Genomic DNA, 22883 nt, shown 5'->3' with positions numbered 1-22883 from the left:
ATTTTCTTGGGAAATGGAAATTCTTTAAAAGACAATGAGTTTGGTTGATGGAACAAAGGGAGGAGGATTTGTGTTCTATCTGAAAAATGCATCATGAGAAAATTTATATATATCCTGGTCGTTTTTCTTTTTTTTATATCCTGTAATGACGAGACAGGGATATCTGTCGGAAATGATGTAGGTGGTATAAAAATGAGATTGGTAATAACGAGTCCGTCTTCTACCGTTTATTCTAAGACAAAAGCTGAGATTGATCAGCCCACTCATGAGTCTTTGATTAGTGAAGTTCAGGTATTGGTATTTGAGGACCAGAAATACCGGTATCGGGTACCTGGCATATCTATCAGTAGTAATATGGCACAAACAACATTCACGGTGCTTCTGAAATCAACCTCCTTGCCTGTGGAATTGCTTATTTTGGCAAATACTGACGAAACTGTTGTTTCCAATGAACCGTCGTTGGACGATAGTAAAGAGGTCGTAAAAAAGAAGATAAATCGGGAGTTTGATAATTTAGTTTCCAATTTCCCGATGTATGGCGAATATAAATTTCCTGCCGGACTGTCATCCACCGAAATGCAAGAAATCACCGGGATAAAGATGTTGCGCTCCATAGCCCGTGTGGATGTTGTTGCTACCGAAGCTGCAAATTTTAAACTGGCGGGAGTAAAAGCATATCGTGCTAATAATTCGCTGCAAGTGATTCCCAATGAAACGGGTTCTATGAAAGTAACGACACCAAGCGTTCCCGACGGAAGTATGGCAAATGTAAGCAGCCGTATGTTTTCGGTCTCAGAGGAGGATCGGAATGAATTCTCCGCACAACTTTATTTGCCGGAGGTCAGTTCTCCAGCCGAAGGCGACCGGGTGAGCAGTGCGACGTGTATCGTTGTAGGCGGTTACTATAATAGAAATGAAAAGCTGAGTTATTATCGTATGGATTTTGACCCGGACAATAAAGAGAATGCTTTTGGGCAAATCTTGCGTAATCACAAATATATATTTAATGTGAAAAAGGTTTCCGCTCCCGGATGGGATAATCCTGACGATGCGGCGAACAATCAGTCTGCACATATTGTGGCAGAAGTGCGACAATGGGATGATAATACGATCGATATGTCTTTTGACGGAGAGCATCATTTCGGAGTTTCCTCCCGTGAAATCATATTGAAGAATAAGGCTGGTTCTAAAGCTACTATAGAGGTGTTTACCGACTTGTCCGACTACACATTACAGTGGGCGGATGAGAATGGTATGCCGATTGGAAGTGAGGGGCAATCATTGTCAAATGATTATTTTACCGTAGAAAAGAATCTGGACGGCAGCCAGTTAGTTGTAACGGCCTTACAGAATAATATGTCTGGCGATGCTGGGCCGGTCCAGAACTTTGTCATTACTGCTCATCGGTGGAAAATCTTGGTGGCGATCAAGCAAAAATATAGCGTAGCAGCCAATACGGTAATTAATTTGTTGACATTTAATGTCGGCTTAGGCAGTTTAGGTACTAATATTGTTGCTTCGGTACCTCCCGACGCACGTGCAGACGGTTTAAGAGGCATATTGGATAATCAAAGTAATTTCGGTCCGAACGGGAATGTCGTCTGTGGAGGGTATAATCTGATACGGTCCAACGTTAGTAATAATAGATTGACAGATGCCCTTTTTGCTGCTTTTGATGTCGTATATGTCCATTATATGGGCAATGGTTATTTTGGAAATGAAGATGCGAAGAAAGTACATAATTGGTTGAATGCAAAAAAGAATCGTGTGCTAATCGCTTCTTATGACGCTACGGATGTAAGTAAATATCTGATCGATGAATTTTTAGGAGGAAATAGCAATATAAAATTTTTGACTGTCAATAATGGTGAGTTTACCGTAGCTCCATCAAGTGCGGATAATAGTTTCTTCACTTCTACCGGACCTTTTACAAGTGGATCTTATACTCCGGTCTCTTCGAGTTTCTCATTTCGTAACTACGATGCCTATCATGGTGAGATACTTTTGAACACTGAGTCGGCAAAAGGAATCACGCCACTCTTGACTGGGAAGGCTGGTGGTATCGTATTAGGAGTAGACTATTCGAGACGAATCGTTTATATAGGAGATACGGATTTGGGGAATTCTTCATCTGGGACTGGAGGTACAAAAGATAACCGGATAAATAATACTTCAGGAGAGATAAATAATGATGCTTCCAAATTGATAGCCAATGTTTTTGCATGGATAACCAATGTCGTATTATATGGGGAATAGGGAAAAGACTGAGGATGTATGTCTTTTGTTTGTTCTAAAAAGATTTGAATGAAATAAAAAGTTCTTACAAAATGCTGTTATACGATTAAAAGCATTACTTTTGTGGCTTATAATTAGTTGAACAAGAAAAAGAATGGATAAAGTAAGTTATGCGCTTGGCTTAAGTATCGGAAATAATTTCCAGAACTCAGGCATCAAGGATCTTCAAGTGGAAGATTTTGTACAGGGATTGAATGACGTCTTAACAGAGGCAAAACCTGCTCTTAGTTATGATGAGGCAAAACAAGTGATCAATGATTACTTCATGAAGCTTCAACAAGAGAAACTGGAGATCAATAAGAAAGCCGGTGAGGAGTTCCTTACTATCAATAAGCATAAGGCTGGTGTGGTAGAGTTGCCTAGCGGTTTGCAATACGAGGTGCTGAAGAATGGTACAGGCGCTAAACCTACGGCGAACGATAAAGTAAAATGCCACTATCACGGTACGTTAATCAACGGTCAGGTGTTTGATAGCTCCGTACAGAGAGGCGAGCCCGCCGTATTCGGTGTTTCACAGGTAATCCCGGGATGGGTAGAGGCTTTGCAGTTGATGCCGGTCGGTTCTAAATGGAGATTGTTTATCCCGTCTAACCTTGCTTATGGCGAGCGTGGGGCAGGTGAGGCTATCGAGCCGAATAGTACGTTGATCTTCGACGTTGAGTTATTAGATATCGAAAAATAATATATAAGAGTTAAAGAAAAATGAAAAAGTTAAGTGTATTAGTCGCTACAGTGATTGTAGCAATGGGCGCATCTTTCACCTCTTGCGGTGATTCTCACAAAAGTGCGAGCTTGAAGACTTCTATCGATAGCGCAAGCTACGCTATTGGTATCAGCACAGGTGCCGGTTATAAGGAAAACTTAAAGACTTTGCCGGGTGGCGAGGCTAACGTAGATGATTTGATCGCTGGTTTTATCCAAGCTATCAAAGGGGATTCTTCCGCGATGAAGATGAATCCGCAACAGGCTCAACAATATTTGCAGACTTACTTCGTAGAGGCTCAGGCTCGCGAGGCTAAGAAGACAAAAGAAGAGGGTGATAAGTTCTTGGCGGAGAATAAGACAAAAGAAGGCGTTATCACGACTGAGAGCGGCTTGCAATATAAGGTAGAGAAAGAAGGTACAGGCGCGAAGCCAACCGCTACCGATAAGGTAAAAGTTCATTATACCGGAACTCTATTGGACGGTACTAAGTTTGATAGCTCCGTGGATCGTGGCGAGCCGGCTGAGTTCGGTGTTGGCCAAGTAATCAAGGGCTGGACTGAGGGCTTGCAGATCATGCCGGTCGGTTCTAAATATATCTTCTGGATCCCGGCTGAGTTGGCTTATGGCGAACGTGGCGCAGGACAAGATATCAAACCGAACAGCGTATTGAAGTTCGAGGTTGAGTTGCTTGACATCGTAAAAGAATAAGTAGCGAAGAAATAGAAACGGAACGTTTGTAAGATAATAGGCGGGCAAATTATGCTAAAAAGCATTTTTTGCCCGCTTTTATTATTTATTGATTACTTTTTTCTTTCAGAATGATATATGATTCAAATTTATTATATACTTTTGATACATTAAATCTGAATGCATATAATAAAGCGAATTTAAAATGGAGAAGATAGACAAACTGGACCGGCAGATATTGAACATTATTTCAAAGAATGCTAGGATTCCTTTTAAAGATGTTGCCGAGGAGTGCGGTGTATCTCGTGCAGCTATTCATCAACGGGTTCAACGCATGATTGATATGAATGTGATCGTTGGCTCAGGGTATCACATCAATCCTAAAATATTGGGGTATAATACATGTACCTATATCGGCGTGAAATTGGAGCGTGGATCTATGTACAAGGATGTTGTCCCGGAATTCGAGAAAATACCCGAAGTGGTAGAATGCCATTTCACTACGGGTCCGTATACGATGCTGATCAAGCTGTATGCCCGTGATAACGAGCACTTGATGGAACTTTTGAACTCTAAGATTCAGGAGATACCGGGTGTTACGGCTACAGAGACCTTGATTTCTTTACGCCAAAGTGTTAAACGTGAGATCCCTATTTGTAATATCAATGAATAAGACGAAGAATTATACATGAGCCCGGCCTATTCCAGTGCCGGGCTTTTTTGTTTATTCGGCGGTATCATCTATCTTTGTAATTCGTAATTGTGTGAGGTTCTATGAGTAAATATATAGGAATATTCGTTTTCGTATTCAGTTTGTTTTCTTTGGGAGTACATGCCGGGGAAAGTTTTCGTTTTCGGGTGTATTTGAAAGATAAAGGGGATTCCGGTTATACGCTGGATAACCCGGAGGAATATCTTTCCAAGGAGTCTGTCGAGCGACGGAACCGGCAAGGTATATCGGTGTCGGAATCGGATTTGCCGATCGCTCAAGCTTATCTGGATACCTTGTCCGCCAATGGAGGAAAACCGGTGCTGGAGAGTAAATGGTTCTCTACGGTCGTGGTGTCCAGTCCGGATAGCTTGGTCGCTGAGCGTCTCTCGCGCCTCCCGATCGTGGATTCCGTGAAATGGGTCTGGAAAGGTGACGAGGAAATCGATATTCCTAGGGAGGAGAAAGATACGACACGGTTTATGCCAATAGATAAACCTGAGAAATCGCCTTACGGTTATGCCGAGGAGCAGATCAAGATGCTGAACGGTATCAAATTGCATGAGGCAGGCTTTAAGGGTGAGGGTATGCGTGTGGCCGTGGTCGATGCCGGTTTCATGAACGTGGATCGGATCAGCGTATTTGATTCCTTGCGGTTATTAGGAACGCATAACGTGGTTTTCCCCGGTCGAAGTGTTTTCATCGGGGATGATCATGGGACGAAGGTCTTATCTTGCTTGGCCGCTGATGCGCCGGGCTTGATGGTCGGTACGGCTCCCCAAGCCGAATATTGGCTGATAAAGAGCGAGGATAGCCGTTCGGAGTTTCCCATCGAGGAGGATTATTGGACGGCAGCTATGGAATTTGCCGATAGCGTGGGAGTGGATGTGGTCTCTTCTTCGTTGGGGTATTTCTCTTTTGATGTAGAGGCCCTGAACTATCATCAAGATCAATTGGACGGGAGGACTTCCTTGATCAGTCGTGCCGCTAAGATGGCTTCATCAAAAGGGATCTTGTTGTTTAGTAGCGCCGGCAACGAGGGGGGCGGTAGCTGGGGAAAGATAACCTTTCCAGCGGATGCCCCGGATATATTGACAGTGGGCGCTATCACGGATCGTAAGAAGAAAAGTAATTTCAGTTCTGTCGGCTTTACGGCGGATTACCGGGTGAAGCCGGATGTGGTTGCCTTGGGTACGGGCTGTTGCGTGATAGATCCTACGGGGAATATCCGTTACGCGAACGGTACCTCTTTCGCTACGCCGATCTTAGCGGGGTTGGGTGTTTGTCTATGGCAAGCGTTTCCCAGTCTGACGAATAAGGATATAATCTCTCTTTTGCAGCGTTTCGGCAGTAAGTTTGAGCAACCGGACGCTGAGTTGGGATATGGCATCCCGGATGTGTACAAAGCTTATAAACAGGAGCGTAAATATGCGGCCGAATCTAAATAACTTATCGGGTGAGAAAGAGGCTCTATCTTTGTTAGAGCTGAATACCCGCATACGGGGTGCGTTGTCGAGGGCTTTCCCGGAGACTTGCTGGGTGCGTGCGGAGATGAGCGATGTGCGGGTGAATACTTCTTCCGGACATTGTTATCTGGAGTTTGTGGAGAAGAATGCGCAGACCGGGCAATTGGTGGCCAAGGTACGAGGGTCTATCTGGGCGAAGACATTTCGTATGTTGAAACCTTATTTCGAGATGGAGACCGGTCAGATGTTCGCTTCCGGCTTGAAAGTGTTGGTGAAGGTGTCTGTTGAGTTCCATGAGTTATATGGATTGAGCCTTACGGTGCTTGATATCGATCCGGCTTATACGTTGGGGGATATGGTGCGTAAGCGTATGGAGATTATCCGCCAATTGCAGGAGGAAGGGGTCTTTACGCTGAATAAGGAATTGCCTTTTCCGCTACTTCCTAGGAGAATCGCTATCATTACTTCTCCGACGGCTGCCGGCTACGAGGATTTTATGAATCAGTTGACACGGAATAAAGGAGGTTATCCGTTCTATACCAAATTATTCCCCGCCTTGATGCAGGGAGAACGGACGGAGGCTTCTGTAATAGCGGCTTTAGACCGGATTTATCAACATCAAGATCTTTTTGATGTGGTCGTGATTATCCGTGGGGGTGGGGCTACCTCGGACTTGAATAGCTTCGATTCTTATCTGTTGGCGGCGAATTGCGCTCAATTCCCTTTACCGATTATCACGGGTATCGGGCACGAACGGGATGATACGGTTGTAGATTTGGTAGCGCATACCCGGATGAAGACACCGACCGCTGTCGCCGAGTTCCTTATTTCCCGAATGGATAGCGTTGGTGAGGAGTTGGAGAGTTTGCGTCAAGACGTGAGTTTATTGGCTATGGATATTCTATCCCGACAGAAAAACTATTTACAATTGGTAACGACCCGTTTCCCTTCTATCGTGACAAGCCGGATCGAGCGGAATCGTTCGGGACTGCAAACGATAGCGAGTCGTTTACCTGCGATGGCATCGGGCTTGTTATCACGCCGCCAGTCGGTGCTTGAGAATACGGAACTTCGCTTGCGGAACGGTATTACCTCTAAACTTTCCGAGAGTGGGCGTTTTATCCAGCTTACGGGGCAGTTTATCAAGATGGCTTCTCCTGATTATATATTGAAGAGGGGATATAGCTTAGCCTTGAAAGATGGCAAGATTATCAAACATGCCTCTGATTTGCGAGCCGGCGAAGAACTGACGACTCGCTTCATCGATGGTGAAATAAAAAGTATTATCAAACCATAGAGGGTGGTTTTATAACCGTCCGATAAATACATAATTAATATGGCGAAAAAAGAAGAAACATATAACGAGGCGATCGAGAAACTTCGTAAGATCGTGGCTGAGATCGAGAATGGAGACTTAGATGTCGATATCCTGTCCGAGAAGGTAAAAGAAGCTACCCGTCTGATCAAGCTCTGCAAGGAGAAGCTGTATAAAGTGGATGAGGAAGTTAAAAGAGTTTTGGAGGAATTGGATTGATGGATAAGTACGTCTTGATCGTTGCCGGGGGTAAAGGGCTTCGTATGGGTGGAGATCTGCCGAAGCAGTTTATTCCTATGCGGGGGAAACCTCTTTTGATGCATACCTTAGAGGCTTTTCATCGTTGGGATGCTTCCGCACGTATAATCCTTGTGCTTCCGGAGGATCATCAGCCGTATTGGAATATGCTTTGCAAGGAAATCGGCTGCAAGGTCCCGCATGCGATCGTGAAAGGGGGAGATACTCGCTTCTTCTCGGTTAAGAATGGGTTGGATTGGCTTTTGGCGGAGAGGCGTCGGAAGGGGGAGGAGGATAGCGGTCTGAGTTTGGTCGCTGTGCACGATGGCGTTCGTCCTTTCGTCTCTCCGGAGGTTGTTGAGGCCTGCTTTGATAAAGCGGCTGTCACGGGAGCCGTTATCCCGGTTGTTCCGATGATTGATTCCCTGCGTGAGACAGATGAAAAAGGGAGCCATCCGGTGGACCGTTCCCGCTATATGGCTGTACAAACCCCGCAAGTCTTCCTTCTGGAATTATTGACAAAAGCCTATGAGCAACCTTATTCGTCTTTATTTACGGACGACGCTTCCGTGGTGGAGGCGATGGGGCATGCGATTGATACGGTTCCCGGTGATCGTGAGAATATCAAGATTACCACGCCCTTTGATTTGTTAATAGCGGAAGCGATGTTTGCCCGGTAAACCCTAAAAACTCATAGACGTTATGCTGGACCTTGATAAGCGATCGATTACGTACTTGCCGGGAGTAGGACCCAAGAAGGCGGATATCCTGCAAAAGGAAGCGGGGATATCGTCGTATGAGGACTTGCTCTTTTATTTTCCTTATAAATATATAGATCGCAGCCGGTTTTATAAAGTAGCTGAGATCAGCGGGAATATGCCTTATATCCAGTTGAAAGGCCAGATTCTCTATTTCGATACGCTAGGCGAGGGGCGGAGTAAACGGCTGGTTGGTAAGTTCTCGGATGGTACGGGCACGATCGATTTGGTTTGGTTCAAGGGCTTGAATTATGTGACGGATAAGTATCGTCCCAATACTGAGTATATAGTTTTCGGAAAGCCTACGGAGTTCGGGCATACCTATAACATACCGCATCCGGATATCGACTCAATGGAGCAAGCTGATCAAGTGGCGAATGGCTTGACTCCTTTCTATAATACCTCGGAGAAAATGAAGAAATCTTTCTTGAATTCCCGGGCGATCCAGAACCTGCAATATACGTTGTTAAGCTGGCTGAACTGGGAACTTCCGGAGACGCTTTCCCCCGACGTATTGAAACGGATCCATATGATGTCTATGACAGAGGCGATGCGGAATATCCATTTCCCGGAATCTGCCGCTAAGTTGCGTGATGCCCAGTTACGTTTGAAGTTTGACGAGCTTTTCTTCATACAATTAAATATATTACGTACTGCTAGTGTTCGGAAACTGAAGCTAAAAGGGATCATATTCCCGACGGTCGGCCATTATTTCAATACGTTCTATAAAGAGTATCTTCCTTTTGAGTTGACGAACGCCCAGAAGCGGGTAGTCCGTGAGATCCGGATCGATATGGGTAGCGGGCGGCAAATGAATCGCCTGCTGCAAGGTGATGTGGGGAGTGGCAAGACTTTGGTAGGCTTATTGTCTATGCTATTGGCGATAGATAATCATTGCCAAGCTTGTATGATGGCTCCTACCGAGATCTTGGCGACCCAGCATTATGCGACGATCATGGGATTCCTGAAAGATATGGACGTGAAGGTCGCTCTTTTGACTGGATCTACCAAGAAGAAGGAGCGGGATAAGATATTACCGGCTATTGCCAGCGGTGAGATCCAGATCGTGATCGGGACGCATGCGTTGATTGAGGAGACGGTGGTTTTCTCTTCGTTGGGATTAGCGATTATCGATGAGCAGCACCGTTTTGGTGTGGAGCAACGCTCACGCCTTTGGATGAAGAACGCTATCGTGCCGCATGTGCTGGTGATGACGGCTACCCCGATTCCCCGTACTTTGGCGATGACTTTGTATGGGGATCTGGATGTATCGGTGATCGATGAGTTACCTCCGGGACGTAAACCGATACAAACGCTTCATCGCTATGATAATAAAAAGGCGCAATTGTATGAGTTCCTTCGGAAAGAGATACAAAAGGGGCGTCAGGTTTATGTGGTATATCCGTTGATTGAAGGAAATGAGAAACTGGATTATAAAGACTTGGAGGCCGGTTTTGAGACGTTCAAGGAGGTTTTCCCTGAATATAAGGTATGTATGGTACATGGCCGTATGAAAGCGGCGGATAAGGATACCGAGATGCAGAAGTTTATCTCCGGCGAGGCGCAAATCTTGATGGCTACTACGGTTATAGAGGTTGGCGTGAACGTGCCGAACGCATCCGTCATGGTGATCGAGAGTGCTGAACGTTTCGGCCTCTCTCAACTTCATCAGCTTCGTGGCCGGGTAGGACGTGGTGCTGAACAATCTTATTGTATCTTGGTCTCATCCTATAAACTAAGTAATGATACTCGTAAGCGATTGGAGATTATGGTGAACAGTACGAATGGCTTTGAGATCGCTGAGGCGGATCTCCGTCTCCGGGGACATGGAGATTTGGAAGGTACCCGACAAAGTGGCGAGGGGATAGACCTTAAAATAGCGGACTTGGCGGCCGATGGACAAATACTTCAGTATGCGCGGGATATCGCTCAAGGAGTTCTTGACGAAGACCCCGAATTATTGTCCGAACAGCACCGGATATTGAGCGAAAGGCTCAAAACTCTGTTCACAAGGAAGATAAATTGGGGAATGATTAGCTAATATGTTGTGAAACATATTGTTCTGTAAGCCTTTGATATTTAGCTTGTTTATTCGCTTGTTTTGCTTTTATTCAAAGTCATTGCAGAAATTTTTCGTTAATCAATTTTGTCGGCTTATTCAAATTTCCGAACTTTGACAAGTTGACAATCAGGCAGAGATGTCGGGTATTGCCGTTTTATCCTGAATTATAAGAATGAAAGTTATCAAAAAATGAGTATAAGGACATTTCTATTCATTTGTTGTGCCGCTGTGATGGTATCGACTGCTAATGCGGAGAACCCGGTGAAACCGGAAACTCCGGAGACTCCCAATCATCCAACCCACAAACTTATGGACAAGCGTGTATCTGAGTTAATGGCTGACCGTGTTGGCTTTAAGAAAGATATGGCTTTGAAGGAGCTTGCGGAGATTAATGAAAAAGCGGAGTTGGAGGCGAGAGAGAACTTGATGTTCCCTGCCGATGAATTATATGGCGAATGGACAAATGAATGGGTGAATCCTTTCCGGGGTAAAAAGGTAGATATGCCGGATTCTTGCGTAATCGATTGTTCTACTTTTGTCTTGCCTATGGACTCTATGACAAGGGTCACTTCAAAGTATGGTCCTCGCCGTAGACGGATGCATAAGGGGATAGACTTGAAAGTGCAAATTGGAGATACGATCCGTGCGGCGTTTGACGGCAAGGTGCGTATCAAGAATTTCGAGCGTAGGGGATATGGCTATTATCTTGTGATTCGCCATCCGAATGGTTTAGAGACTGTATATGGTCATTTATCTAAATTCTTAGTAGGTGTGAACGATATCGTACGGGCTGGAGATCCGATCGCTTTAGGGGGAAATACAGGACGCTCTACGGGATCTCATTTGCATTTTGAGACTCGTTTTCTTGGACAGGCTATTAACCCGGCTGATATTATTGACTTCGAGAACTCAATACCTCATCAGGATCAATATGTGTTTCGTAACGTCAAGATTAACGGACGTAAGAGCAATATCTATACATCTTCCAATAGTCAGATGGTGTACCATCGTGTAAAATCCGGTGATACCTTAGGTAAAATCGCACGTATATATGGTACGACAGTGAATGAGCTTTGTCGTTTAAATGGATTGAAATCTACTTCTATGTTACGTATCGGCCAGTCCATTCGTTGTAGTGCCGGTGTGGAAACCGTGGCTAAAGCGACTCCAAAAGCTCAAACTCAAAAGAAATCGACTGCTTCCGTATCTTCTAAGAAAATCACGGTACAGGCAAGTTCTTCCGCTACCGCTTCTTTAGGAGAAGACACGAATACAATGAATGATGTGGAGGCTACTTCGGTTTATCATCGTATTAAATCCGGTGATACGCTTGGCGCTATCGCTAAAAGATACGGTACTTCTGTTAGTAAACTCTGCGAATTGAACGGTATCACAAAGACTACCGTGTTGCGTTTAGGACGCTCATTACGCTGTTCATAGCGATATATAAGATGTAAGGAAACGAAAAGGAGCCGCTTATAAAGTGGCTCCTTTTTGTTGTAACCTCTTTTCATTTATCTTATTAGCTTTTGTTGTCTTGAATTTTCGAGAACATCTACGTCTTTTTTCCTATATTCGCGGGTATAATCTAGGATAGTATGCCAAATACAAAGGAACAATTCGAGCAAGTGATCTCCCTGTGCCGGGAGTTGTTCGAGAAGAAGTTGAAAGATTACGGGCCGTCGTGGAGGATCATGCGCCCCCAGTCGGTTACCGATCAGATATTTATCAAGGCGAACCGTATCCGTAGCTTGGAGATCAAGGGGACGAGCATGGTGGACGAGGGAATCCGTCCGGAGTTTATCGCTATCGTTAATTATGGTGTGATCGGCTTGGTCCAATTGGCGTTGGGATTTGCGGATACGACCGATATCACGATAGAGAAAGCCTTGGAATTATACGATAAATACATTGCGGAGACGAAGGAACTGATGTACGCCAAGAATCATGATTATGATGAGGCGTGGCGCAGCATGCGTATCAGCTCGTATACGGATCTTATTTTGATGAAGATTTATCGGACTAAGCAAATCGAGAGTCATGGAGGCAAGACGCTCGTTTCTGAGGGAGTGGACGCCAACTACATGGATATGATTAATTATGCCCTCTTCGGTTTGATCAAGCTGGAGTTTGGTGAGGAGTGAGCTACATGGAATATAAGGAAACCGTAAAGAAAGTGATCGCAGAGGTCTGCCGCCTGTTACTGGGAGTAGTCTTTATCTTCTCCGGGACGGTGAAGGCTGTCGATCCCATGGGAGGAGCCATTAAGATTGGCGACTATCTGACTTCCTTTGGGCTGGATAAGCTGCAACCTTTTACGGTATTGATCTCCTTCAACTTGTCCGCTCTGGAATTCATGCTGGGTGTCTGTATGCTATTAGGGGTGTACCGGCGGTATACGACCTTCTTGACCTTGCTGATGATGTCTTTCATGACGCCGCTGACGCTGTATCTGGCGATCTTCAATCCCGTATCGGATTGCGGTTGCTTCGGGGATGCCTTGGTGATCAGTAATTGGCAGACCTTCTATAAGAATGTCGTACTTTTGGCCGCCGCTATTTACGTGTTCATCCATAATCAGCGGCTTTTACAAGGCTATACCTACCATGTCTACTGGTTCGTGGCTTTGTGGTCATATGTCTTCGCTATCGGTTTCGCTTACCGGAATTATAATCATTTGCCGATCTTGGATTTCCGTCCCTATAAGTTGGGTGCGAATATCCCTGCCTTGATGTCGATACCGGAAGGTGCGCCCGAGGATGAATATGCGTATTCTTTTATTTACGAGAGGGATGGCGTACAGAAAGAATTTTCTTTGGAGAACGCCCCGGCCGATGATAGCACGTGGACTTTCGTGGATTCAAAGACCAAGCTGATCAAACAAGGATACGTTCCCCCCGTTACCACATTTCATATTTATAATGAGAATGACGCAGACGTGACTGATGAGTTGCTGAACGACCCGAAAGGTCTCTTTCTTTTGATCGCCCCCCGTCTGGAGAATGCGGATGATGAGCGTATTGACGAGATCAACAATGTATACGATTACGCCTTGGAGAACGGTTTGGGCTTTTATTGCGTGACGGGTTCTTCCGCCGAGGCTATCGCTACATGGAGTGATAATACCGGTGCCGAGTATCCGTTTCTTATGGCCGATGATGTCCTTTTGAAAACGATCATCCGCTCCAACCCGGGATTGGTCTTGCTGAAGAAAGGTACGATCTTGATGAAGTGGCATTACAACGATATTCCACAGGAAGAAGACCTGAAAACGATCGTAAACGGCTATCTGGAAGGAAATACCGACTGGAAAGCGAAAGAAGATGCCCGGCTAATAACCAACCTATTAAGTTTTACCGTACCTTTGTTGCTGGTTTGGGGATACGATGCCTTGCGCAATCGCCGTCGCCGGAAAGGAAAAGAATCTGAATAGAGATTTATTTGTATTACATATTTAAATTATTAAGTTATGAGAAAGAATATTGTTGCAGGAAACTGGAAAATGAACACTACTCTTGCTGAAGGTCTTGCTTTGGCTAAAGGTTTGGACGAGGCTTTGAAGGGTAAGACTCCGAATTGCGATGTGATCATCGGTACTCCGTTCACTCACTTGGCAAGCGTTGCTGCCGCTATCGATACAAACAAGATCGGTGTTGCCGCTGAGAACTGCGCTGACAAGGAAAAAGGTGCTTATACAGGTGAGGTTTCTGCCGCTATGGTAGCTTCTACTGGTGCGAAATATGTGATCTTAGGCCACTCTGAGAGACGTGCTTATTATCATGAGACTCCGGAAATCTTGAAGACGAAGGTTGAGTTGGCTTTGGCTAACGGTTTGACTCCGATCTTCTGCATCGGTGAGGTTTTGGAAGAGAGAGAAGCCGGTAAGCACTTCGAGGTAGTAGACGCTCAGATCGCTGGTTCTTTGTTCGACCTTTCCGCTGAGGATTTCGGTAAGATCATCTTGGCTTACGAGCCGGTATGGGCTATCGGCACGGGTAAGACTGCTTCCGCTGAGCAAGCTGAGGAGATCCACGCTCACATCCGCGCTACTTTGGCCGCTAAATATGGCAATGAGGTAGCTGATAACTGCACGATCCTTTACGGTGGTAGCTGTAACGCCGGTAACGCTAAGGAATTGTTCGCTAAACCGAACGTAGACGGTGGTTTGATCGGTGGCGCTTCTTTGGCCGTTGACAAATTCATGCCGATTATCGAGGCTTTTTAATTAATTCATAATAAGAAGGTATCTTTCCCCTCAATGAATGGGGAAAGATACTCTTTTTAATATTCTATCTATGAAAAGAATTCCTTGTATCTTATTGCTATTTGCCTTTATGATGGCCGGTACTTCATCTTTATTCGCTCAGACGGCGTTGGAAGGTGAGCGTTCGACCATATTCGATGCGTTGCAGAGATCCGGTTTGGGAAAAGGCGAGGTCGTTATCAATCAATCCGCCGCTATCCGCGAGATGGTGGGTGAGCGTATGCGTGGAGCGAACGTGGAGACGACAGATAGCCTTACCTTCTTGAAGGTACAAGGGTATCGTACGCAGGTATTTTCCGGTAATAACCAACGGGTCTCGAAAGACGAGGCTTTTCGTAAGGAGAAGGAAATCAAGGAGCTTTTTCCAGAGATCCCGACGTATGTCACTTACAACGCCCCGTTTTGGAAGTTGCGTGTGGGAGATTTCCGCTCGCATGAGGAGGCCTATCATATGATGCGCCTGTTGATGGGTGCTTTCCCGAAATACGGGAAGGAAATGTATATCGTACGAGAAGAGATAAAAATTCCCCTAAATTAAAGAGAATGTCAGAAGTAAACGAAGAGACGCTACGTGCCCGGGAAGCTTTGGCCGGCCATTATAAGGAAGTATTGGGTTTGCTGGGTGAGGACGTGGAGCGTGAGGGTCTGCTTAAAACGCCGGAACGTGTAGCGAAAGCGATGCAGTTTTTAACCAAGGGATACCATGAGGATCCGGAGGCGGTACTCCGTTCCGCCATGTTTCAGGAAGAGGATTACAAACAGATGGTTATCGTGAAAGATATCGATTTCTTCTCCCTTTGTGAGCATCATATGTTGCCTTTCTTTGGCAAGGCCCACGTGGCTTATATCCCCAAGAAATATATTACGGGCTTAAGCAAGATCCCTAGGGTAGTGGATATCTTCGCCCGCCGCCTCCAGATACAGGAGCGTATGACGATGCAGATCAAGGATTGCATCCAGAGGACCTTGGACCCGTTGGGCGTGATGGTCGTGATCGAGGCGCAGCATATGTGTATGCAGATGCGTGGCGTGGAGAAACAAAATTCCTTGACGACTACCTCTGATTTCACAGGCTTTTTCCAACAAGCTAAGACGCGCGAGGAGTTTATGAATCTGATCAAGCATAACCGCTGATGACTTAATACAAGTCGGCATGCGTACCAGTATCGGTCATGATCAAGACCAGTTCGGTATCGTTTTGTTGCCATATTAAGAGCCAGTCGCTTTTAATATGGCATTCCCATAGGCCCTCAAATTTACCGCTTAGTTTATGGGGGCGATATTGGTTGGGGAGCGTACCGGTTTCTTGAAGAATATCGATAACCCTTTGAAGTAGATGAAGTTCTAATCCCCTTTTCTTACACGTTTTAAGATCTTTCTTAAAATTCGTGGTGTATTCCAATCGGTACATGGGTCAACCAAGGATTTGTTGAAACATATCTTCTGCGTTTTTCGCTTTGTGTGTTCTTCCGGCCTTGATATCCTCCAGTCCCTTCTCTATACCGGACTTCTTCCTGCCGATATTCCAACCGAATTTCTTGGCCAGTTCTTTGAGCAAGGCCATGTCTACCTCCGGTAAGGTAATTTCTACTTTCTTGACTGTCACTTCCATATCTTGGGTTGTTTATAGATTGTATGTGACAAAAATACGTTTTTTTATTGAATTGATAATCATCTTTGAGAGATTTCGAGAAAGACGATCGAAGGATATGACAATTTGTTAGGATTGACAATTTGTAATCGGAAGTCCCGGAGAATCGATTTTTCCGGGCTAAGGTACGTCTTGTGCTTGAATTTGAAAAAATAAATCAGCAATCGGTTCATTGATAGAGCAATGCTGAAAAATGGCCTTTTGTTCTAGCGAAAATAATTCATCGTAATTCATATCCGATGGAGCAAAAGGAGGGAAAAACGGTGTTACGATAGGGCTATAAGGAGGTAAGAATGCCCATTCACGACTACTTACAACCCTATTTGCGACTGCTTATAATGCCCAATGGCACTACTGGCGTTGCTTAACGCGACCGTATGTGTAGGCTTTTGTCGCCTAATGTGTATCGAAAACGGTCTTTTTCATTGGAAAAGCACTGTTTATTGTTATCTCCCCTCCTTTATCTTGTGATTCCTGTGGAAATGAGATGTTATGGAAAAGCTCTAATACTACTCAAAAAGACAGAAAAGCCTCTTCGTGGATGACTTTATGGAAATGAGAATTTTGCTTGATCAACAGCTGGAAAAAGCGTTTAGAAGTGAATAACTAATCACTTCTAAAGCCGTTAGTTATTCACTGGGTATACTCGTTAGTTATTCACTCGACAAGCCGCAAGTTATTCACTTCAGAAGGCAAAAGTAGGAGATTTTACCTTTCATCCCCCGGATACTTCCGTTGGTCACAATAATTTGATTGGATATTCCTGCTGATGTAATTTTGATATAAAAACGACATGAGCAGGAATCTTTTTATAATAGTTCTATTGATAATTACCCCTTTTTGTGGTTGGGGACAGGTCGATACGATAGCGGACCAGAAGTTACAGGAGGTGGTGATAATGGCTAAGCTCCCTACGGTAGAGATGAAACCGGGGAAGATGACTTATAGGCTGGATGCCTCTATCACCCAAAGCCAAGGGAATGTCTACGACGTGTTGACCAGTTTGCCGGGAGTCGTGATACAAAATGATGGCACTATTTTCTTGAATGGTCAAAACGGTGCGAATATCTTGATGGATGGTAAGCCTACCTATTTATCGGGGCAAGATCTTGTCAACCTCTTAAAATCGACTCCTGCCTCCATTACGGATAAAATCGATTTGATTACGCAGCCATCGGCACGTTACGACGCTAGTGGAAACTCCGGTATTATCGATATACGTACGAAGAAGATATTGCGAAGAGGAATGAACCTTTTGGTAAACGGTAGTTATGACCAAGGTAAATATGGAGAGGGTTTCGCTTCTACTACCCTGAATCTGCGAACGAATAAGTTCAACTTCTATCTCTCTTATTCCTATTCCCGGAAGAATGATTACGATGATCTGTATGTGGAGAGAAACTATCTGGAAGGTTGGCGGCCGGAAGGGGAGACCGGGCAGATGACGCAATCTTCCTATCGAATTTGGAAGAATACATCAAACTATTATCGTTTCGGGATCGATTATCAAATGTCGGATAAGACTACGATCGGGTTTTCGACGGATGGTAATCTGGCGGGTAACAAGGTTGAGGGAGATATGAACTCATCCATTCCTAAGCGATCTCCGCAAACCGGAGGTTCGCTTCGCACCTTGAACGATCAGAATCGTTCACAGGATAATTTTACGGCTATTTTAAGTTTAACACATACCTTTAACTCTGATGGTGGGGTCTTGGATGCCTCTATGGATTACTTGCGTTATCGATACGAGGAAGACCAATATTTGAATAGCCAAGATACCTTGTTTGGGGATATGGATGGAGGAATCCATTTATACTCCGGACAAGCGAATCTGGTGTGGCCTTTCTCGAAATCCTTCACGTTCCATGCAGGCGCCAAGACCTCTTTTGTCTCTATTGATAATAACGCTGATTATAATCGGTTACAAGGTGATTCTTGGCAACCGGACCATGACTTGAGTTGTGATTTTCAGTATGACGAGAATATAAACGCGGGCTATGTACAGCTTGACGCCAAATTCTCTTCTATAAGTCTGGAGGCAGGTCTTCGTCTGGAAAATACCCGCATAGAGGGCGAACAATCGGGTAACGCTTATCAAAGAGACTCCTCGTTTACCAATCATTATACGCACTTGTTCCCAACGCTTTCTGTTCAGTATGCCTTGAGGAATGGGAATAGTCTGTCGCTTACTTATGGCAAACGGATTGTCCGTCCGAATTACCGGGACCTGAATCCGTTTGTATATATCCACGATGAGTATACGTATGATAAAGGTAACACCTTATTACGCCCGGAATTATCCGATAATCTGGAACTGGCCTATATACATGGCGATTTATTCCGGGTGGGGCTTGCTTTCAATTATACGAAGGATGTAATTATCAAGAGCTATTTGGATCAAGGGAACTATGTCGTTTATGTCTCACCGGAAAATCTCTCTTCCCGCGTCAGCGTAGGTCCCCGGCTCAGTACCTCCCAATTACCGCTAACCTCATTTTGGAACGTGAACGTCAGCGCATCCTTGATCTATAACCGGTATCGTTTACCGGAGAATTATCAAGTAAAGGTGAATAAGAGATGGACACCGAATATCGGGATCTCGAATCAGTTTAACTTTGCCCGGACTTGGAGCGCTGAACTTATCGGTTTCTATAATGGGAAAATGGCGGCGGGACAAGCTACGATCTATCCGTTATGGCAAATAAATGCCGGTATCCAGAAGAAGATATGGAAAGGCCGGGGAACGATACAGTTATTCGCACGGGATATTTTCCATTCGAATGTATCGAGAATGAGCGTGATGACCCCTACCCAGCACGCTTTTATAAAAGAGCGGATGGACCGGACGGTAGTCGGTATTTCATTGACCTATCGTATAAATCGTGGTTTGGAGGTGAAAGAATCTCGCCGGAAGCATAGCGTAGATGAAAGTAAAAGAATAAATTTGTGAAACCTCTAGACAAATGGTTTATGAAAAAGATATATAAGTGGATATATGCCTTGATTTTTGCGGTCTCTTTGTATTCTTGTATCCGCTGGGTAACGGATTATACGAAAGAAGGACACTACTGGACACAGTCCTTGGGGAATAGTATCCTAGAGATCGTGATTCTAATCTTTGTCTCTTATTTGTTTTTTATTTACTTTGGAAGCCAGATCGAGAAGAGCCGAAGAGCGAAAGAACCGAATAGGTGGAAATTTGTTTGGAGATCGTATGGAATGCCTTTCTTATTTATTATATTGGGTGTGAATGCTACGTTGGCAATAACCCGTATATTTATCGGTGATACTTTCCATATGGACGATATAATAATCGCGAACGTGATAGGGTGTTTGTTTGCGTTTATGGTCTATAATGTTCAGCGAGCTCAAGTATTGGATAAAGATTACGCCGAGCAGCGTATCCAACTGGAAAAGATCAAGAATGATCAATTACAGACGGAATTGAAGTTCTTGAAATCCCAATATCATCCTCACTTCTTGTTTAATGCGCTTAATACCGTTTATTTCCAGATTGATGAAAGTAACAAGGCGCCTCGTCGCACGTTAGAGATGATATCCGAACTCTTGCGTTACCAACTGTATGGTGGCAATCAGAAGGTCAGTATCCTGCAAGAAATTGATTATTTGAAAACTTATATAGCTTTGCGTAAGCTTCGTATGAGTGAACGCCTGCGGTTGCGTGTAGAGTTTCCGCCCGAATTGAATGAACTGAATATTTATCCGTTACTCTTCCTCCCGTTGGTAGAGAACGCTTTTAAATACGTAGGTGGCGATTATCAATTGGATATTATCATGAAATGGGAAAATAACCGGATCAGTTTGTTTATACGAAACTCCATCCCCGAGCTTTCAGCGGAGGACGAAGCGTTGCGTAAATCGGTGGATGAACGGCAACGTAAAGGCATCGGTCTGGTAAATTTACGCCGCCGATTATCTTTATTGTATCCCAATAAGCACCGTTTGGAAACCCGGAAAGAAGAGACTGAGTTCGTAGCGGAATTAATGATTGAAATAGAAGATATATGACAATAACCTGCGTGATAACAGATGATGAGCCGATGGCCCGTAAAGGATTGCAGTCGTATGTGGAGCGAGTGGATTTTCTCTCCTTGACCGGTGTATGTGAGGACGCTATCCAATTAAATACTCTGTTGAAAACTCAGCAGCCGGATTTACTTTTGTTAGATATCGAGATGCCTTATCTTTCCGGTTTGGATTTATTGGCGACCTTAAACCAGCCTCCCAAAGTGATCGTTACTTCCGCTTATGAGCAATATGCCTTGAAAGGGTATGAACTGGATGTCGTGGATTATTTGCTGAAGCCTATTTCCTTTGAGCGTTTCTTAAAAGGCGTGAATAAGGTGCACGACCTGTTGGCTCGGGAGAATACGCCGGATGCGGATGCCTCGTTCTTCGTGAAAAGCGAGAAGCAAATGCGTAAGATCTACCTGAGAGATATCTTATTTGTAGAGGCGTTGGAAAATTATGTTAGCATCTATACTACTTCCGGTAGAGTATTGACCCATTCAACCTTGAAGCGGATCGGGGAATCCCTACCCGATGATCAATTTCTCCAAACGCATAAATCGTATATAATTAATGCGGATCGTGTCGATCTGGTAGAAGGGAATAGATTACGTATCGAATCCTATCAAATCCCGATCGCCCGTAATCTCAGAGATATTGTATTTAAGCGTATCCTTAAGAATACGTTGTAATTGCCAATTTATTGTATTTATACGAATTTCGTTCTTCAGGCGTTTTTGTAGTAAACTAAATACGGTAAGTTATGAAGATCAAAAGTTGTGCATGGTTGGTTTGTCTTATTTTGTGTTTGCCTATAACGATGAAGGCGCAGGTTCTGAAAATAGAGAATGGTATGGCTTTCTCTTCTTTGGTGAATGAAGGTGAGGACCTTTTTGATAAGTCTTTGTCATCGTATCAAATGTCTATAGGATTGGATTATTTGGATCAGGGTTGGTATGCATTGTCAAGTAATGTGGGTTACTTACGTAAAGGTGGAAGTTTTGATTTCTATGAGGCTACAGATCCGGGACTCAATATGCTGAAGAGGAATATGAAATACATGTTTGATTATATCACCTTGAATACTACTTTTCGAGTAAAGACTCTTTCGGATAGTGGTTGGAATTTCTACGCAGGCGTCGGACCTCGTGTTGATGTAAATGTGAAGCGTCATATTTCTTTAGGCGATATGGATTCTTTGTTTCCCGAGCAGACAGCTCCTGCCGTGAACCGGATTATTGTCGGATTAAAATGTGAGACCGGCGTTAATTATAATTTCGATCGTTATTTGTTGGGACTAAACGTCAGTTATCTTCCGAGTTTTATAAAGCCTAATAAAGACTTCATTGCCCATGATCGAACCTTCACGGTTGGGATTTTACTCGGATATAGATTATAAAGCTATAGAGACGCAGCACATGCTGCGTCTCTACAACTGGGTATTTTGTTATTTGAATAACATTGGGGCGAATTTTGTGAGGTAGATGCGCCAGTTCTTCCAGATATGGCCGCCGTCGCTCTCGTAGTATTCGTATTTGTAGCCGTTATCGTCTAGTTTCTTACGATAGTCTACGTTGTTTTTGTATAGGAAGTCGGTTTTACCGATAGCGATCCAGTATAATTTCGGGTGCTTGCCGAATTGTACTTTCAGCTTCTCATCCATATTCTGGTAGATGGGAGATTCGGAGCCTTCACGGGGGAGGATAGCGGCAGAGAATAATCCCACGTAATCGAACATATCCGGATATTGCTTAGATATATGCAAAGAATGGAAACCGCCCATGGAAAGTCCGGCTATCGCACGGCTGGATTTCTTTTTTTCCACACGGTAATTGCTCTCGATAAACTTAATGACATCCGGGAAGCTGCTTTCCATGCTACCCTCCATGGTTTTAGGTAGTTGCATATTCGGCTTAACTAAACCTAGGCTGGATTCTCCCGGAGCGGCCTCTTGATCCGCATTTCCGTTTGTCATAACCACGATCATCGGTTTAGCCTTGCCTTGGGCGATTAGGTTATCCATGATCTGGGCCGTACGTCCTAAGGCGATCCAAGCTTCCTCGTCGCCACCCATGCCATGTAAGAGGTAGAATACCGGATATTTTTTGCCACTTGTCTCATAGCCGGCCGGCGTATAAACGGTAATACGGCGAGTCTTTCCCAATGTCGGGCTCTCATACCAACGGCGAGCGACCGTTCCGTGAGGAACATCATTAACGCTGTATAAATCGCCCTGTCCACCCTTGATGATAAAGATATTCGTAACGGATGCCACGTCACGGTTCAGATAGACATTATTAGGATCTGTAGTCTTTAATCCGTCGACAATAAAGGAGTAGCTATATAATTCGGAGGGAAGAGGTTCCGGTGTGGTATATTCCCAAACGCCTTCTTTACCTTCCTTTAAATCTACGGTACCGGGTACATCCACTAAACCGAACTGAGTCTCCATCTTCTGTGTGGGAAGGAAATCTCCTGTTACCTGCACCTTGATCGCTTTGGGCGCCATGAACCGGAAGGTTACGGTGTTATCCGGATGAATCTCCGGAGAGATGATGTTCTGACTACCCCAAAGGGCTTGTTGGGCGAACGTGATCACGCTGATCAGCATGAATACGGCCAAGAATGATAATCTTTTCATAATGATAAATTTATTAATGGTATTACTATAGTCTAAAGATGTTCACAAATGTAATGAATAA

General features: G+C 44.5%; 23 protein-coding genes. 19 read left to right on the top strand and 4 right to left on the bottom strand.

Features of this window, described 5'->3' with window-relative positions; translation table 11 throughout:
* Positions 1-93 precede the first annotated feature (93 nt).
* From CI960_RS19775 to folE, 15 genes are all read left to right on the top strand, one after another.
* Complete coding sequence (locus CI960_RS19775) at positions 94-2256, top strand: DUF4906 domain-containing protein (RefSeq protein WP_005860956.1); 2163 nt, start codon at positions 94-96, stop codon at positions 2254-2256.
* A gap of 133 nt (positions 2257-2389) precedes the next feature.
* Positions 2390-2977, top strand: a complete 588-nt coding sequence (locus CI960_RS19770; protein WP_005860958.1) for an FKBP-type peptidyl-prolyl cis-trans isomerase — start codon at positions 2390-2392, stop codon at positions 2975-2977.
* A 20-nt stretch (positions 2978-2997) separates the two neighbouring features.
* Complete coding sequence (locus tag CI960_RS19765; RefSeq protein WP_005860960.1) at positions 2998-3708, top strand: FKBP-type peptidyl-prolyl cis-trans isomerase; 711 nt, start codon at positions 2998-3000, stop codon at positions 3706-3708.
* Positions 3709-3892: 184 nt separating this feature from the next.
* A complete protein-coding gene (locus tag CI960_RS19760; protein WP_005860962.1) occupies positions 3893-4360 on the top strand; it encodes an Lrp/AsnC family transcriptional regulator in 468 nt (155 codons plus the stop codon).
* 101 nt (positions 4361-4461) lie between these two features.
* A complete protein-coding gene (locus CI960_RS19755) occupies positions 4462-5844 on the top strand; it encodes a S8 family serine peptidase (RefSeq protein ID WP_005860964.1) in 1383 nt (460 codons plus the stop codon).
* The gene (gene xseA / locus CI960_RS19750) at positions 5825-7159 is read left to right on the top strand and encodes an exodeoxyribonuclease VII large subunit (protein WP_005860966.1); all 1335 of its coding nucleotides are present in this window, start codon (positions 5825-5827) and stop codon (positions 7157-7159) included. Before CI960_RS19755 ends, xseA begins: the two co-directional genes overlap by 20 nt.
* Positions 7160-7198: 39 nt before the next feature.
* Positions 7199-7396, top strand: coding sequence for an exodeoxyribonuclease VII small subunit (gene xseB / locus CI960_RS19745; protein ID WP_094582539.1), 198 nt, complete (start codon positions 7199-7201; stop codon positions 7394-7396).
* A complete protein-coding gene (locus CI960_RS19740) occupies positions 7396-8094 on the top strand; it encodes a 2-C-methyl-D-erythritol 4-phosphate cytidylyltransferase (protein WP_005860971.1) in 699 nt (232 codons plus the stop codon). The genes xseB and CI960_RS19740 overlap by 1 nt, the downstream gene beginning before the upstream one ends.
* Positions 8095-8116: 22 nt before the next feature.
* Positions 8117-10213 (top strand): ATP-dependent DNA helicase RecG, encoded by a 2097-nt coding sequence (recG, locus tag CI960_RS19735; RefSeq protein ID WP_005860973.1) that lies wholly within the window; start codon positions 8117-8119, stop codon positions 10211-10213.
* A gap of 210 nt (positions 10214-10423) precedes the next feature.
* Positions 10424-11674, top strand: coding sequence for a M23 family metallopeptidase (locus CI960_RS19730; RefSeq protein ID WP_005860975.1), 1251 nt, complete (start codon positions 10424-10426; stop codon positions 11672-11674).
* 158 nt (positions 11675-11832) lie between these two features.
* Entirely contained in the window at positions 11833-12378 is a 546-nt protein-coding gene (locus CI960_RS19725) for a DUF1599 domain-containing protein (RefSeq protein ID WP_005860977.1), read from the top strand.
* Positions 12379-12383: 5 nt separating this feature from the next.
* Positions 12384-13667 (top strand): BT_3928 family protein, encoded by a 1284-nt coding sequence (locus CI960_RS19720; RefSeq protein WP_005860979.1) that lies wholly within the window; start codon positions 12384-12386, stop codon positions 13665-13667.
* A 36-nt stretch (positions 13668-13703) separates the two neighbouring features.
* Positions 13704-14459, top strand: a complete 756-nt coding sequence (gene tpiA / locus CI960_RS19715; protein ID WP_005860982.1) for a triose-phosphate isomerase — start codon at positions 13704-13706, stop codon at positions 14457-14459.
* A 70-nt stretch (positions 14460-14529) separates the two neighbouring features.
* Positions 14530-15036: a hypothetical protein gene (locus CI960_RS19710; RefSeq protein ID WP_005860984.1), complete on the top strand. Its 507-nt coding sequence runs from the start codon at positions 14530-14532 to the stop codon at positions 15034-15036.
* A gap of 5 nt (positions 15037-15041) precedes the next feature.
* Positions 15042-15632 (top strand): GTP cyclohydrolase I FolE, encoded by a 591-nt coding sequence (folE, locus tag CI960_RS19705; RefSeq protein ID WP_005860986.1) that lies wholly within the window; start codon positions 15042-15044, stop codon positions 15630-15632.
* 4 nt (positions 15633-15636) lie between these two features.
* On the opposite strand, the gene CI960_RS19700 is transcribed toward folE, so the two are convergent.
* The 3 genes from CI960_RS19700 to CI960_RS23985 are packed head-to-tail and all read right to left on the bottom strand — an operon-like array spanning position 15637 to position 16322.
* Complete coding sequence (locus CI960_RS19700; protein ID WP_005860988.1) at positions 15637-15909, bottom strand: type II toxin-antitoxin system YafQ family toxin; 273 nt, start codon at positions 15907-15909, stop codon at positions 15637-15639.
* Between the two features lie 3 nt (positions 15910-15912).
* Entirely contained in the window at positions 15913-16110 is a 198-nt protein-coding gene (locus tag CI960_RS19695; RefSeq protein ID WP_005860990.1) for a hypothetical protein, read from the bottom strand.
* Between the two features lie 59 nt (positions 16111-16169).
* Positions 16170-16322, bottom strand: a complete 153-nt coding sequence (locus CI960_RS23985) for a hypothetical protein (RefSeq protein ID WP_369825043.1) — start codon at positions 16320-16322, stop codon at positions 16170-16172.
* A gap of 620 nt (positions 16323-16942) precedes the next feature.
* On the opposite strand from CI960_RS23985, the gene CI960_RS19690 reads away from it, so the two are divergent.
* The 4 genes from CI960_RS19690 to CI960_RS19675 all read left to right on the top strand — a co-directional run bounded on the left by CI960_RS19690 (position 16943) and on the right by CI960_RS19675 (position 21580).
* Positions 16943-19102: an outer membrane beta-barrel family protein gene (locus CI960_RS19690; protein WP_005860992.1), complete on the top strand. Its 2160-nt coding sequence runs from the start codon at positions 16943-16945 to the stop codon at positions 19100-19102.
* Positions 19103-19122: 20 nt separating this feature from the next.
* Entirely contained in the window at positions 19123-20181 is a 1059-nt protein-coding gene (locus CI960_RS19685; RefSeq protein WP_005860994.1) for a sensor histidine kinase, read from the top strand.
* Positions 20178-20873, top strand: coding sequence for a LytTR family DNA-binding domain-containing protein (locus CI960_RS19680; protein ID WP_005860996.1), 696 nt, complete (start codon positions 20178-20180; stop codon positions 20871-20873). The genes CI960_RS19685 and CI960_RS19680 overlap by 4 nt, the downstream gene beginning before the upstream one ends.
* Before the next feature lie 71 nt (positions 20874-20944).
* Complete coding sequence (locus CI960_RS19675; RefSeq protein WP_005860998.1) at positions 20945-21580, top strand: outer membrane beta-barrel protein; 636 nt, start codon at positions 20945-20947, stop codon at positions 21578-21580.
* A 48-nt stretch (positions 21581-21628) separates the two neighbouring features.
* On the opposite strand, the gene CI960_RS19670 is transcribed toward CI960_RS19675, so the two are convergent.
* Positions 21629-22822, bottom strand: coding sequence for an esterase (locus tag CI960_RS19670; RefSeq protein ID WP_005861002.1), 1194 nt, complete (start codon positions 22820-22822; stop codon positions 21629-21631).
* Between the last annotated feature and the right edge of the window lie 61 nt (positions 22823-22883).

This window comes from Parabacteroides sp. CT06 (assembly GCF_002257605.1).
GTDB classification, from domain to species: domain Bacteria; phylum Bacteroidota; class Bacteroidia; order Bacteroidales; family Tannerellaceae; genus Parabacteroides; species Parabacteroides distasonis.
This window is presented reverse-complemented; position numbering and strand designations above follow the sequence as displayed.